General features: G+C 43.7%; 15 protein-coding genes. 2 read left to right on the top strand and 13 right to left on the bottom strand.

The annotated features are described in order from the left end of the window. Positions 1-263: 263 nt before the first annotated feature. Positions 264-893, bottom strand: coding sequence for a TVP38/TMEM64 family protein (locus ACRPI0_RS02705; protein WP_432354655.1), 630 nt, complete (start codon positions 891-893; stop codon positions 264-266). 119 nt (positions 894-1,012) lie between these two features. Here ACRPI0_RS02705 and ACRPI0_RS02700 point away from each other — a divergent pair, with 119 nt between their 5' ends. Together ACRPI0_RS02700 and ACRPI0_RS02695 are read left to right on the top strand one after the other, a co-directional pair. Further along, the gene (locus tag ACRPI0_RS02700) at positions 1,013-1,735 is read left to right on the top strand and encodes an AzlC family ABC transporter permease (protein ID WP_432354653.1); all 723 of its coding nucleotides are present in this window, start codon (positions 1,013-1,015) and stop codon (positions 1,733-1,735) included. After that, a complete protein-coding gene (locus ACRPI0_RS02695; RefSeq protein WP_432354652.1) occupies positions 1,735-2,043 on the top strand; it encodes an AzlD domain-containing protein in 309 nt (102 codons plus the stop codon). The genes ACRPI0_RS02700 and ACRPI0_RS02695 overlap by 1 nt, the downstream gene beginning before the upstream one ends. A 95-nt stretch (positions 2,044-2,138) precedes the next feature. Here ACRPI0_RS02695 and ACRPI0_RS02690 read toward each other — a convergent pair whose 3' ends face one another. The 12 genes from ACRPI0_RS02690 to prfB form a co-directional block, all read right to left on the bottom strand. Then, entirely contained in the window at positions 2,139-2,399 is a 261-nt protein-coding gene (locus ACRPI0_RS02690; RefSeq protein WP_432354651.1) for a CsbA family protein, read from the bottom strand. Between the two features lie 24 nt (positions 2,400-2,423). Next, the gene (locus ACRPI0_RS02685; RefSeq protein ID WP_432354649.1) at positions 2,424-3,593 is read right to left on the bottom strand and encodes a PDZ domain-containing protein; all 1,170 of its coding nucleotides are present in this window, start codon (positions 3,591-3,593) and stop codon (positions 2,424-2,426) included. A gap of 107 nt (positions 3,594-3,700) precedes the next feature. Beyond that, positions 3,701-5,149 carry a S41 family peptidase gene (locus tag ACRPI0_RS02680; RefSeq protein WP_432354646.1) on the bottom strand — a complete coding sequence of 483 codons (1,449 nt, stop codon included), beginning with the start codon at positions 5,147-5,149 and terminating at the stop codon, positions 3,701-3,703. 207 nt (positions 5,150-5,356) lie between these two features. Beyond that, positions 5,357-5,953, bottom strand: a complete 597-nt coding sequence (locus ACRPI0_RS02675) for a peroxiredoxin family protein (RefSeq protein WP_432354644.1) — start codon at positions 5,951-5,953, stop codon at positions 5,357-5,359. After that, a complete protein-coding gene (locus tag ACRPI0_RS02670) occupies positions 5,950-6,600 on the bottom strand; it encodes a hypothetical protein (protein ID WP_432354643.1) in 651 nt (216 codons plus the stop codon). Before ACRPI0_RS02670 ends, ACRPI0_RS02675 begins: the two co-directional genes overlap by 4 nt. Before the next feature lie 188 nt (positions 6,601-6,788). After that, positions 6,789-8,162: a murein hydrolase activator EnvC family protein gene (locus tag ACRPI0_RS02665; protein WP_432354641.1), complete on the bottom strand. Its 1,374-nt coding sequence runs from the start codon at positions 8,160-8,162 to the stop codon at positions 6,789-6,791. Positions 8,163-8,196: 34 nt separating this feature from the next. After that, on the bottom strand, positions 8,197-9,081 hold the full coding sequence (gene ftsX, locus ACRPI0_RS02660) for a permease-like cell division protein FtsX (protein WP_432354639.1): 885 nt from the start codon (positions 9,079-9,081) through the stop codon (positions 8,197-8,199). Next, the gene (ftsE, locus tag ACRPI0_RS02655; RefSeq protein WP_432354636.1) at positions 9,071-9,757 is read right to left on the bottom strand and encodes a cell division ATP-binding protein FtsE; all 687 of its coding nucleotides are present in this window, start codon (positions 9,755-9,757) and stop codon (positions 9,071-9,073) included. The genes ftsX and ftsE overlap by 11 nt, the downstream gene beginning before the upstream one ends. 267 nt (positions 9,758-10,024) lie before the next feature. Next, positions 10,025-10,357, bottom strand: a complete 333-nt coding sequence (gene cccB, locus ACRPI0_RS02650) for a cytochrome c551 (protein WP_432354634.1) — start codon at positions 10,355-10,357, stop codon at positions 10,025-10,027. Positions 10,358-10,667: 310 nt separating this feature from the next. Further along, positions 10,668-10,994 (bottom strand): hypothetical protein, encoded by a 327-nt coding sequence (locus ACRPI0_RS02645; RefSeq protein WP_432354631.1) that lies wholly within the window; start codon positions 10,992-10,994, stop codon positions 10,668-10,670. Next, positions 10,978-11,118, bottom strand: coding sequence for a hypothetical protein (locus ACRPI0_RS02640; RefSeq protein WP_432354629.1), 141 nt, complete (start codon positions 11,116-11,118; stop codon positions 10,978-10,980). The genes ACRPI0_RS02645 and ACRPI0_RS02640 overlap by 17 nt, the downstream gene beginning before the upstream one ends. Positions 11,119-11,263: 145 nt before the next feature. Beyond that, positions 11,264-12,365 (bottom strand): peptide chain release factor 2 gene (prfB, locus tag ACRPI0_RS02635; protein WP_432355870.1). Its coding sequence is split into 2 segments (ribosomal slippage): positions 11,264-12,292 and positions 12,294-12,365, totalling 1,101 coding nucleotides; the frame shifts between segments, so codons are not numbered across the junction. Between the last annotated feature and the right edge of the window lies 1 nt (position 12,366).

Raw genomic sequence — 12,366 nt, 5'->3', positions numbered from 1 at the left:
ACTTTTATGAGCGAATCCCACGTTTTATGAGCGCACCGGTAGTACTCAAAGATTGAAGAGGGCGTGTCGTGGTAAGGAGGGCGTTTATGATCACTTTCTGAGTTTTATGAGCGGTTTCCCACTTTTATGATCACATTTCAAGTTTTAAGAGCGGATTCCTACATTTATGAGCGAATCTGATGTTTTATGAGCGCCCAACGCAGCACCCAGAATTTAATCAAACAAAAAACGCTTCGCAGGGCGAAGCGCTCATCATTAATCTATTACTTGTCCTCCCAATGTTTCTTACCATCCCATTCTTGTGCATGGCGTTCGACTTTTTTATTCAAACGACGTTCAAAGTATTTGCCTGCAAGCCACATGAGCAAAATTACAACGCCGACAATAGCGGAGCGAATTGGTTGTGTAAATAACGCTTTCAAATCGTAGCCGACAAAACCGATCATAAAGACCATGACGAACTTTCCAGCAATCAAGATCATCAAGTAATACGTCTTCTTCATATTCGACAATCCTGCAACTAAATTGACGAGCGCAGACGGCGTAAATGGGAAACAGATGAACAAGAACAGCGGACCGAATCCATTGCTCTCTACCCATATAATGAGCTTTTTCACTTTCTTATGTTTGGTGAGGAAGTTCAACATGCGACTTTGTCCATATTTTCGGATTATCAAAAATACTACATAGGAGCCAATGACGGTTCCACCCCATGATAGAATGAAGCCTAACCAAATTCCGAATGCCGCTATATTCGCAATGACGAACACAAATAACGGTAAAAAAGGCAGAAACGACTCGATAAACGGCAACAAAATGCCGATGAACGGACCGAATGCCTTATATTGTTCTGCAAGTTCAGTAACCTTATCTACACTTAACCATTCTTGCATCTCGAGTCACCCCTACCTTATTCTCTCTTTTTACAACCATTTAAAAATTCAGTCTTGTTGTCTCTAGTAGATGTAGTATAATCACTAGTATTGAAATTCATAGGAAAGCTGGGATGTGCATGCAACGCAGTGAATTTACCAACGGCCTACGCGCCGGACTCAGCATCGCGATTGGATATTTCCCTGTTGCGCTTACATTCGGTCTACTCGCAAAAACGACTGGCCTCTCTTTGTTCGAAGCAACCGCGATGAGTATTTTTGTCTTTGCAGGTGCCGCGCAATACATATCGCTCAGCTTGATAACAGCGGGCGTCGATCCATTTTTAATCGTCATGAATACATTCATCGTCAATATCCGTCACTTTCTAATGACGGCTTCACTGAACGAAAAGATGCAACCTGCACCAAAAACCGTAAAAGCAGCGTATGCATTTGGCGTCACTGATGAAACCTTTTCCGTAATCGCAACGAGTAAACAGGACAAAGTATCGAGCGCTCATGCCTTTGGGGTCATCGCCATTGCTTACGGAAGCTGGGTAGTTTTCACCGCGTTAGGACACGTCATTGGCGCGAACTTACCCTTATTTCTTCAAGCCGCCATGTCGATCGCACTCTATGCTCTCTTCATCGCACTACTTGTCCCTTCGATGAAAGGCAATCGCAAAGTCGTCTTACTCGCAAGTGTTGCAGCTATTCTTCATTGTATCTTTTATTATACCGGAGTGTTATCGACAGGGTGGGCGATTCTTGCTTCCACCTTACTGTCTTCGATCCTCATTGAAGTAATTTACATGAAGTATGGACGGACTCAAAACCTCGTCTTAGAAAAGGAGGAGAGTTAATGGGCCCAACTTATTGGTGGATGCTGTTCGGGATGGCACTTGTTACGTACATTCCGCGCATGATCCCTCTTACCATTCTCGATGGAAAAAAGTTACCGCCACTCGTTACGGGTGTGTTAAGCAATATTCCGTTCGCTGTACTCGGTGCACTCATTTTTCCAGCAGTATTTTATGTACAAGAAGGCAATGTGTTATTCGGAATCATTGGTGCTGCGACCGCTTTCCTTATTGCGATTCTCGGACTCGGTCTTATGCCTGTTGTCCTCGGAACGATAGGTGTTCTAGCGGTTTATAGCCTATTCATGTAGATGCTTTTGATACTATCATACCCCAAAATAGCAGTTCTTATACTTATAGAATAGAAGAAACGAAAAAGCCTCGCACATTGTGCAAGGCCTTTTCGTTATTCTTGTAAATTCTCATTAGACTGGCGATGAGATTTCGCTACCATTCGATTGGCATACCAGAATCCGACCGTCAGCGACAACGCATCCGCGACGTACAACATCCAGTTATGCGTGTACCCCGCGTAAACGGAGGCGGCGATGAGCGCAATCGTCAACACTAAGCCGACCAGTTGATGGAATGTGACCCGTGTGAAAAACACGACGAGAATTCCTGGGATGAACAAAGCCATCACAAATTTAGTCGCTAGACTTTCCACTGTACTCCGCCTCCTTCCTATCTATTATCGAACGAGTAACAGTCCGAGTTGATAATGATCATGTCGATAGAGCACTTGTTGCATTAAACGGACTTCACCGTTTCGATCAGCAACTTGCAACCTGCAATGTGCCGCATTCACTTGAATCGCATCATACAATTCTTTATCATTCGCAACTTGCATACCGTTCACCGCGCGAATGACTTCACCGGGTTGTAGTCCAAGGCGCTCAGCAGGTGATCCTGGAAGAACTCCAGCGATGACGACGCCTTTCGTACTAGGCGCAGCTGCATAGCCCCCGCTTCGTTCCTCAACCGCTACAACAATCGTTAAAACAGTCCTAACAACGACGCCAACTAGTAACGCGCCCCAACCAATGAGTGGTTCGTAAAGTGCACCAAGACCTAATGCAACAACGGCAATTCCCGTCCAAATAACCGATCCACCGAGTTTCGGGAAGATCTGATCTGGAAAGCGTTTGCGCGCGACTTGGCTTAATCCAATCAACACGGGTACCGGAACAAAACTAAATGATTCAGCACCTAGCGTGAATTGTGGCCAGTACGGTACGTATGCAGAGATCATATCCCCGGGTACGACTAGAACAATAGGCAACATCCATAATCTTTTCACTTTGAAAACCGCAGCACGAAGCCCTCTACTCGTTTTCTCTAAATGTGGAGAAGCGTAGCGTATTGTAGATTTCTTAATGAGCGAGCCCTCTGCAATGAGCAATAGTCCCGCTATAACTGGAATGGTTACCGACAAGTGACCCAGTATATCCACGTCTTTTATCGACCAACCATGGTACGTAAACGCTCCGCCGAACTTTTGCCATACAACCAATGCGAAAAAAGCGATGGTTGCTGCGTAAATTGGCGATCCCCATTGATAGTAGAAACTAATGAGTACGAGGAGCATCACCGCAGAAAATAATACAATCCATCCTGCATCTGTTACGAATCCGATCCCACTAAGCAGGACGGACAGTACAAGTGCATGTAACCATGAATCTGCTAGTAGCCGTTTTAGTTCTGTCAGCCCTGGTAATTTGCGAATATTGAAGTCTCTACGCTCGCGTTTCACTCGCACATAACCGAGCACAACCGCAACAAGGAGTATCAGCCAGAATAATGGATTCAGAAAAAAGACAGTTGCTGCTTGCAATACGTCAAACAACCAATTCTCAGACACGTTCTATCACACTCCAATCCAATCCTGCTAGTTTGTTCTATTGTAACAAAGATTGGAATGGAATGGATAGTCGTGACAGACTGTTATTTCTAAGTAGGGCAAAGCGATCACTTTTCAGAGAGTGAATGATGCAAAAACCCGATAGCCATTGATAGCTGCTCGTCATTCGCACGATCTTCACGATACGCTTCTGCACTTTTCTTCAATGTTTGGAAAAACGTACTGTCCATCTTGCCCGATGACTTGTGCTTTTCATCCTTCATGAATACAGCAACCGCGTCTTTCGTTCCTTCATCAAAGAACCCGTCTTCTCTACCTGTCTTGTATCCAAGCGCTGTAAGTAATACTTGTGCGTACGCAATATCATCGTGGTATTGTTGCTCTTTATAGGTATCCGCAATCACTCTGAGGTGCTCAGAAAACAACTTATTTTGCTTCACTTCCAAGTCGGATGCTATACCTTCCGTATGAATCCAACGTTCTTTCGGCGTTAACCATTTGTGAGTCGACAGCTTAACTTCCCCGCCGTTTGATAGTTTCATCGTCTCCTGCACAGTCCCTTTACCGAAACTCGTCGTTCCGACAACAAATCCACGTCCTAAATCTTGAAGTGCACCACTCAACACTTCACTCGCTGAAGCACTGCCTTTATCTTGTAAGATCACGACTGGAATGGTTTGCAATTTCGGATTAAACACAAGATCTTTTGCAGGCTCTGTCACAAGTGGTGTCAGTTGGCCCTTTACGTCTTCCATATACGCAAACACAGTATCTTCAGGAAGCATACTGCCTGCAATCGCTCCAACTGCATGTAAGTACCCTCCGGGATTTCCGCGGACATCAATGAGTAAGGCTTCCGCTCCCTCTTTAAAAAGCAACTCTGTCGCTGCTTGCCACTCTTTCGCACTGTCTTCGCCAAACATCGTCAATCCTATGTAGCCGATTTTCTTCCCACGCTCTTCAAGGATTTCTGAATTCACCGTGTGAACTGGAATGACATCTCGTTCAATCGTAAATTTCACGTGTTTTCCAGATTCCGGACGGTAGACGACCAGTTTCACAGATGTCCCTTGCTTACCACGGATCCTTTTCACTACTTCTTTCAATGTGATACCCTCGACCCGTTCCCCATCGATTTGCACGAGTTCGTCATAAGGAAGCAGCCCCGCTTTTTCTGAAGGCGAACCTTTAACAGGTGATACAATGATGTATTTACCATTCGTTCGCGTGATTTCCGCACCAATGCCGACTCGTTCTCCAGCAAGTGATTCTTTGTGTGACGCGGCTTCTTCTTTCGTAAGGTACGTAGAATACGGGTCGCCGATAACATCGGCCATCCCGCGCAACGCTCCTTCGATTAAGTCGTTCTCTTTGAGTTTGTACACGGCGTTGCTTGTAATGACGTCATAGGCTTCATCAATGACGCTAAATTTCCCGCTCGAGGTCTGTGCCTTTTCCTCACTTTTCCCACACCCGTCAAGCACCAATACGAGACAAACCGCGATTGCGGCTAAAATACCAAACGCAAAAATCCGGCTCCTGCGCATCGTCATCATCCCCTCCTCTTTCAACTATATGAAAGAAGGGAGCTGGTTACGACAAGCAGAAACCGGAAAATAAATTGGCACATAGACTGAGTTGATTTACGCTTCAGACGGGCACTTTCTGAGGGGCACGGCTTCAGCTTCAATCAACGCGTATTGTTAGAATTACTATTTGCTTTGAATGAAAGAGTTAAGAGATAAAAGAAATAGTACAAAACCTTATTTCACCTCGGCTACGAGTTGTTCCATCATGGCTTCGTCCATCGGGCCGACGATTTTGTTATCGATGGTGCCGTCGGTTGCGAGGATGTATGTGGTTGGGATGGAGAATGCTTTGTAGTCCGTCATTCCGAGTTCCTCAGTATCGAGAAGAATTGGGAATGTCAGTTCATAGGCGTCTACGAATTCTTCGACTGCTTTGACACCGCGATTTTCAGCAGTCGTCAAGTTTACGGAAATTAGTTCAACATTGTCTTCAGGTTTCAGTTTCTTATAGAAGTTTTCCATGTGAGGCATTTCTGCTTTACAAGGTGGGCACCACGTTGCCCAGAAGTTCAAGATTACTTTTTTTCCTTTTAACTCTGATAGGCGCACTTTGTCACCTGTTAATGTCTCAAGTTCGAAGTCTGGAGGTGTGTTGCCTTTATCCAACCCTTCTACAGCACCGGAAACAGCTTCTGTTTTAACGGTATCGACGACTTCTGTTTTAGCGGTATCAATGACTTCGGGTTTATCCAAATTCGACTTCACCATCATCACAATCATCGTACCAATTAAGAGAATTGCAATCGCATAACCAATCCATTTTTTATTCATACTATCCCTCCATCTATTCCCCATCGTTTTGTTTGATGTCTATCAAGAATTATGAGCAACACACTAGCGACGACTGTTGAAGCGAACGGAATTCCTGTGAATCCGATCGGCTGAATTGCTGCAACGAACGCATGGGCAGCGACAAACAGTCCTACTGCATAAAACACAGGCAGCTGTTCATGATCCGCATACTTGAACGATAAAATCGAAACTGTTACAAACACACCTAGTGTTACCGCTTTTGCAAATAATGAACCGTTGTTTAACAATGCCATCATCACTTGGTAGCCTGATTGCGCACATACAACACCTAACAAAAGCCCTCTAGTTATTCCTACCGGCTTAGGCGAGCGGTTAAAGATTAGGAACAACGCAGCGATAACAAGGCCTGCTAGGAATCCATACAATCCTCCGTTGAAGTAGAGTATCGCCATAGGTGAACGTCGTACGGTTTCAAAGTCCGTTATAATTACGGACAGTTTCCAAACAATGACTAGTGTAAACAAGGCATCTCCAAATAGGTCTGCCATCTGTTTACCGAATTTCACTCGAACAGCAAGCCAGGCGAAGAAAAATCCAAGAATTGCTGCGAGCCACGCAGAAGGAACGGTTACCTTCCATAATAGAAAATAATCGGTGACAGGCATGATCGTCTCCTTTAGTCCAGTATACCTCTCATGGTATCGTAAAGCGCCTAGCAACTCCACCAAAATTGCTCATTTAGTGCAAAAGAAAAAGGCCCGCGCGAATGCGAGCCTTTCCAGTAATACGTCGTACCGAATTATACGATGTTTGTTCTCGTGAAGAACCGGTAATACACGTTATAAGTCATTTATTAGAAAGATACATAACGCAATGGATTCACGGCACTTGGTCCTGTAGCTGAGAAGTTCCCAACATGGATTTCAAAGTGCAAGTGAGGTCCTGTTGAATTCCCTGTATTTCCTGATTTACCGATGAACTGTCCTTTACCAACTGACTGGCCAGAACTTACAGCGATGTTTGATAAATGAGCATAAACAGAAGTGAAGATTTGACCATCAATTGAGTGAGTAATCATAATTACATTACCAAACCCACCCATTGGTCCTGCGTGAGATACAACGCCTTCAGCTGCTGAGCTAATCGATGTGCCAATTGGAACAGAGATATCTTGTCCACGGTGCTGTTTCTGTGTATGGAAGATTGGGTGTACTCTCCAACCATATGACGATGTAAGTCGACCATGCGCTGGGCTCGTCCAGTTTCCGCTTGAAACAACTGGTGCTGAAGGAGCTGCTGGTGCTGAATAACTATGTTTATTCGATGACGATGATGAAGAACTTGATGACTTAGATGCAGCTGCTGCCTGTTCAGCACGTCGCTTCGCTGCCGCGGCAGCTTCCGCATCACGCTTACGCTTAAGTTCAGCTTGACGCGCGACTTCTGCTAGTCGATCTTGTTCAGCACTGATTTGCTTGATAAGATCTTCAGAAATATCATGAGTTTCGTCGTATTCGCTTTCCAAGTCAGCTTTTTCCGTAGAAAGCTTCGCTTGTTCTGTTTCTAATTGATCAACAAGCTTGTCCTTCTCCGCTTTTTGACCTTCGAGCTTTTTCTTCAAGTCCGTAAGCTTATTCTTACGTTCTTCTTGTTGAGCGAGTTTCGTCTCTACCATCTGTTTTTCTTCTTCTAATTGGTTCATATCATCTTCTTGTTGTTGCATGATTTTACGGTCCGCATCCATCAATGTAGAAACTGCTGAGAAACGGTCAATGAAATCTGCAAAACTGTTCGCGCCAAGAAGCACGTCCAGGTAACTCACGTCTCCGCCTTTTACCTGCATCGTACGTACACGTTCTCTTAAAACTTCATCACGTTCTTTAATACGTTTTTCCAATGTTTTAATGGAAGCACGTAGTTCTGTGATTTCCGTCGTTGTTTGATCGATTTTTTCTTTTACATCACGAATCTGTTCGTTGTTGGCTTCGATTTCTCCATTCAACTTATTTATTTGTTCGATTAATGATTGTTTTTTTGTTTGTTTTTTAGAGATTTCATTAGACTTCTGTTGAATCCCTTTATCTAATTGTTGTTGTTTTTGTTGAAGTACCTTTTGCTCATCTTGCATATCTTTCAATGAGCTAGCTGATGCTACTGTTCCAGATAATGAAGTGGAGAGTAAGAGTACCCCCATCGTAGAGAGTAGCAATCCTTTGTTCTTTCTCACAGTCCCAGTTCCCCTTTCAAATCGATTGGCTAAGTTAGACTTTCAAGAATTTTCGTACGGACATTAAGCTGCCCCACACGCCAATGAAGACACCCATGAACAACAGTAGACCGTCCACTTGAATGATGAATGGAATCGGATCTAGTAATTGGAATAGTTCGTTGACCAATTTCGGTTGCCAGTAAGCATGAATTTGTTGATAAGCAATGGCGATCGCGGCCATCGGAAGAAGTGATCCGAAGATTCCTAGCCAGACACCTTCTAATATAAACGGAATACGAACAAAGTTATTCGTCGCTCCGACTAGTTTCATAATCTCTATCTCTCGACCGCGTGCAATGATCGTTAAACGAATTGTATTGGAGATTAGGAACATCGCTGTAAACAGAAGCGCCAGTATTAAAATCAAACCCACATTGCGGCTAATTTTAACGATGTTGAACAATTTTTCGACTTTCCCTGCACCATAAACAACATCAGCTGTATACTCGTATGTATCGATCTTTTTTGCGATTGCAGCCGTATTGTGTGGGTCTGCGGCTTTGACATAAAGCGCATCTCCCAACGGATTGCTTTGTTTGTATAGAGATAGTTCTTTACCGTAAGACTTAATGATCTTATCGAGTTCGTCTTCTCGTGTCGCATACTTGACGCTTGCGACTCCGTCCATCTTTTCTACTTTACTCTGTAACTCTTTTACGGCCTCACTACTTGCTGCAGGGTCCGCAACCACTTTAATTTCTACGTCGTTTTCAATGTTGTCTGCCATCTTGTTCAAGTTCATCATCATAACAATGAAACTACCAACAAGAAGTAGCGTAACAGCAACGGCGCTGATGGAGGCGAACGTCATCCAGCCATTTCGTCCGAGGCTCTTAAAACTCTCCCGGAAGTGACGGCCTAGCGTTCTACCCTTCATAACTGTATTCCCCTTCGTATTCATCTCGTGTAATCATACCGCCCTCAACTAACAAAACGCGGTGGCGAATCGAATTCACGATATCTTTATTGTGCGTCGCCATAATAATGGTCGTCCCACGGTTGTTAATCTTTTCAAAGATGTTCATGATGCCTAACGACGTATCCGGATCTAGGTTTCCTGTCGGTTCATCTGCAATAACTAATTTAGGTTCATTGACAATGGACCGTGCAATCGACACACGTTGCTGTTCTCCGCCTGATAACTCGTTAGGAAACATTCTCGCTTTTTGGGACAAGCCGACTAGCGCTAAAACATCTGTTACTTTTTTACGGATTTCCGCGGGTTTTTCCTCGATGACTTCGAGTGCAAATGCTACATTCTCATAAATATTCAGTCTAGGTAGCAATTTGAAGTCTTGGAATACAACTCCGATTTGTCTACGTAAGTATGGAATTTCCTTGTTTTTTAACGAACTTAGGTTTGTTCCATCGATGAAAATCTGTCCACTTGTTGGTGATTCTTCGCGATACATCATTTTGATGAATGTCGATTTACCTGCACCGCTCGGGCCAACTACGTAAACAAATTCCCCCCGGTCAATGTCGACTGTAATACCATTTGCGGCTACGACACCATTCGAGTACTTCTTGTACACGTTTTTCATTTTTATCATTTTGTAACCACCTGATTCAATTACTTTTCTTCAGCTTTTTCATTATAACAGATATAAACCTACACAGTATTACAGGAATATTTCATTTCTCGAAGAACGTTCACCTTGTTTCAACAATTCTGTAATGTTATGTCCTTTTTCTGGAAGTTAATATTGTCTGCCTTCCTCATGAACGTTCTCTTTAAACTACAAGAAAATACAAAAAAACAGAGGTTGCCGAAGCACCCCTGCTAATTGTTGAAGATTTATAAAAGACGTAAAAAGAACTTATTTCTTTTCAGAAAGCCATTTAGCAACAGCGTCTAGCTCTTCACCTTTAATAAGTCCTCCAGGCATTCCGCCTGATTTACCGTTTTCGATGATGTCGTGGATTTCGGCTTCAGAAAGCTCTCCACCAATGTTAGCTAGTGCAGGACCGTTCATACCTTCCAAGTTACCACCGTGACAAGTTGCACAGTTCGCTTGGAATACCTTGTCCGCGTCTACGCCGCCAGCAGCTGACTCTTTGTCTCCAGCTTTGTCATCTCCGCCGCCACCACAAGCACCAAGTACGAGTGCTGCGCCAAAGATTGTAGCTAAAAATTTGTTTTTCATTTTCATGAATGTATCCTCCTTCGATTAGATGAATTACGTGCTTTCCTAGTATAGCAAAAAAAGTTCAAGTTCGCTTAAATCGTATGACAAACCCATGACGAATACCCAACTTGGAGCGAACTCCTTCTATTTAGTATTCTCTATTTCCCGAAAATCAAACCTGTTTTGGTGAAATATTAATTTTTAATCGTGGTGAAATTTGTTATCAACAATTACTCACTCACTGCCTTTTCAACATTCATCTAAATGACTTCAATGACTGTCTCTTTTAACTGCTCTTTGTCTCTTTAGGCTGACCAAGTACACCGTTATTTATTCATCCTCGAGTATCGATCTTATGCTGTTTTACTAAAAAGCGTTCGGCTTCCTCCAAATCATTTGTACAGAGGAGAGATCTCGCTGCGTCTGAAACAATACGTTCTTCGATATCGAAATACTTGCTTAAAGGGATCATTTTGAAAAGCTTTCGCCATTTTTGAGCGCTCTCCATGGCTTCCACTTCCTGTTGAATTGCAGTGTAATCGATTTGGTTGATTTGGAAAAAGGGATGCTGCTGATCGAAGGTCGGAAACCGTTCCTTGAGAATGTCAATTTCCCGAGTGTCGTATTCTTCCGCAATGATCCATTCAGCTTGTCCCGACATTCTCGGCGGCGTCCATCAGCTGATCCGTCCACTCTTGTAACGTGTCTTCGTCAACTGAACCGCTTGTAAAGACTAAAACGTTATAAAGCACTTGAACCGGTTTTTCTTTCTTTTTAAAGGACAAGTTCTCACCTCCAGTAAAGGATTATTCTATGTATAAAGGAATCGAATTTTCAATTAGATAAAAGTAAAAAACGGGGCTGCCTTCGATCGTCATTTTCGTGACTTTCGAAAACAGCCTCGCTATTCATTTTTATTTTAGTGCGCTATTACGAAATTCGTGAACGCAAGAACGCGTTGATGAATGGATCAAGTTCCCCATCCATAACTGCGCCTACGTTACCCGTTTCTTCATTTGTACGGTGGTCTTTCACCATGCTATATGGGTGGAAGACGTATGAGCGAATCTGACTGCCCCAACCGATTTCTTTTTGGTCTCCGCGGATTTCAAGAAGACGTGCTTCTTCTTCTTCCACACGGATTTGATAAATTTTTGCTTTCAACAAGTTGATCGCGCGTTCACGGTTTTTGATCTGTGAACGTTCTGTCTGACACGTTACGATCGCACCTGTTGGAAGGTGAGTCATTCGAACAGCGGAATCCGTCGTATTGACGTGCTGTCCACCTGCACCACTCGAGCGATACGTATCGATTTTTACGTCTTCCATCTTCAAATCGATGTCTACGTCACCTGAGAACTCAGGCATTACTTCAACAGAAGAGAATGACGTGTGACGTCGACCCGAAGAATCGAACGGTGAAATTCGGACAAGACGGTGAACGCCTTTTTCCGCTTTCAAATATCCATAAGCATTGTGCCCTTTGATGGAAAGTGTGACAGATTTAACGCCAGCTTCGTCACCCGCTTGGTAATCGAGTGTTTCCACTTTGTAGCCGTGTTGCTCAGCCCACCGTGTGTACATACGTAAAATCATCGATGCCCAGTCTTGGGACTCCGTTCCACCTGCGCCTGAGTGGATTTCAAGAACAGCACTACTGCTGTCGTACTCTTCACTCAAAAGCATCTGTAAATCGAACTCATCCATCCGTTTTAAGAACGCTTTTAATTCGCTTCCTAATTCTTCTTGAAGCTCCTCATCTGGCTCTTCTTTCAACAGTTCGACGGTCATTTCAAGATTTTCTTGTTCGTCATTCATTTCGTGGAACTCACCAACGCTGTCTTTGAGTGCGTTTGCTTCAGAAATGACCACTTGCGCTGCATCTTGGTTATCCCAAAATGTAGGGTCCATCATCATTTCATCGAGTTCCTGCATACGAGCCTCTTTGTTTTCTAAGTCAAAGAGACCCCCTAAAGTCCACTAATTTCTTAGCTGTTTTGTCGAGCTCGTTGCGTACATCTGATAATTCCATC

Source organism: Sporosarcina sp. A2, assembly GCF_050858885.1.
Taxonomy (GTDB): domain Bacteria; phylum Bacillota; class Bacilli; order Bacillales_A; family Planococcaceae; genus Sporosarcina.
This window is presented reverse-complemented; position numbering and strand designations above follow the sequence as displayed.

Bases quoted from the DNA above. Each gene is read 5' to 3' on its own strand.
- ACRPI0_RS02705 (WP_432354655.1), bottom strand. From the start codon at position 893: ATGCAAGAATGGTTAAGTGTAGATAAGGTTACTGAACTTGCAGAACAA.
- ACRPI0_RS02700 (WP_432354653.1), top strand. From the start codon at position 1,013: ATGCAACGCAGTGAATTTACCAACGGCCTACGCGCCGGACTCAGCATC.
- ACRPI0_RS02695 (WP_432354652.1), top strand. From the start codon at position 1,735: ATGGGCCCAACTTATTGGTGGATGCTGTTCGGGATGGCACTTGTTACG.
- ACRPI0_RS02680 (WP_432354646.1), bottom strand. From the start codon at position 5,149: ATGATGACGATGCGCAGGAGCCGGATTTTTGCGTTTGGTATTTTAGCC.
- ACRPI0_RS02675 (WP_432354644.1), bottom strand. From the start codon at position 5,953: ATGAATAAAAAATGGATTGGTTATGCGATTGCAATTCTCTTAATTGGT.
- ACRPI0_RS02670 (WP_432354643.1), bottom strand. From the start codon at position 6,600: ATGCCTGTCACCGATTATTTTCTATTATGGAAGGTAACCGTTCCTTCT.
- ftsX (WP_432354639.1), bottom strand. From the start codon at position 9,081: ATGAAGGGTAGAACGCTAGGCCGTCACTTCCGGGAGAGTTTTAAGAGC.
- ftsE (WP_432354636.1), bottom strand. From the start codon at position 9,757: ATGATAAAAATGAAAAACGTGTACAAGAAGTACTCGAATGGTGTCGTA.
- cccB (WP_432354634.1), bottom strand. From the start codon at position 10,357: ATGAAAATGAAAAACAAATTTTTAGCTACAATCTTTGGCGCAGCACTC.
- ACRPI0_RS02645 (WP_432354631.1), bottom strand. From the start codon at position 10,994: ATGTCGGGACAAGCTGAATGGATCATTGCGGAAGAATACGACACTCGG.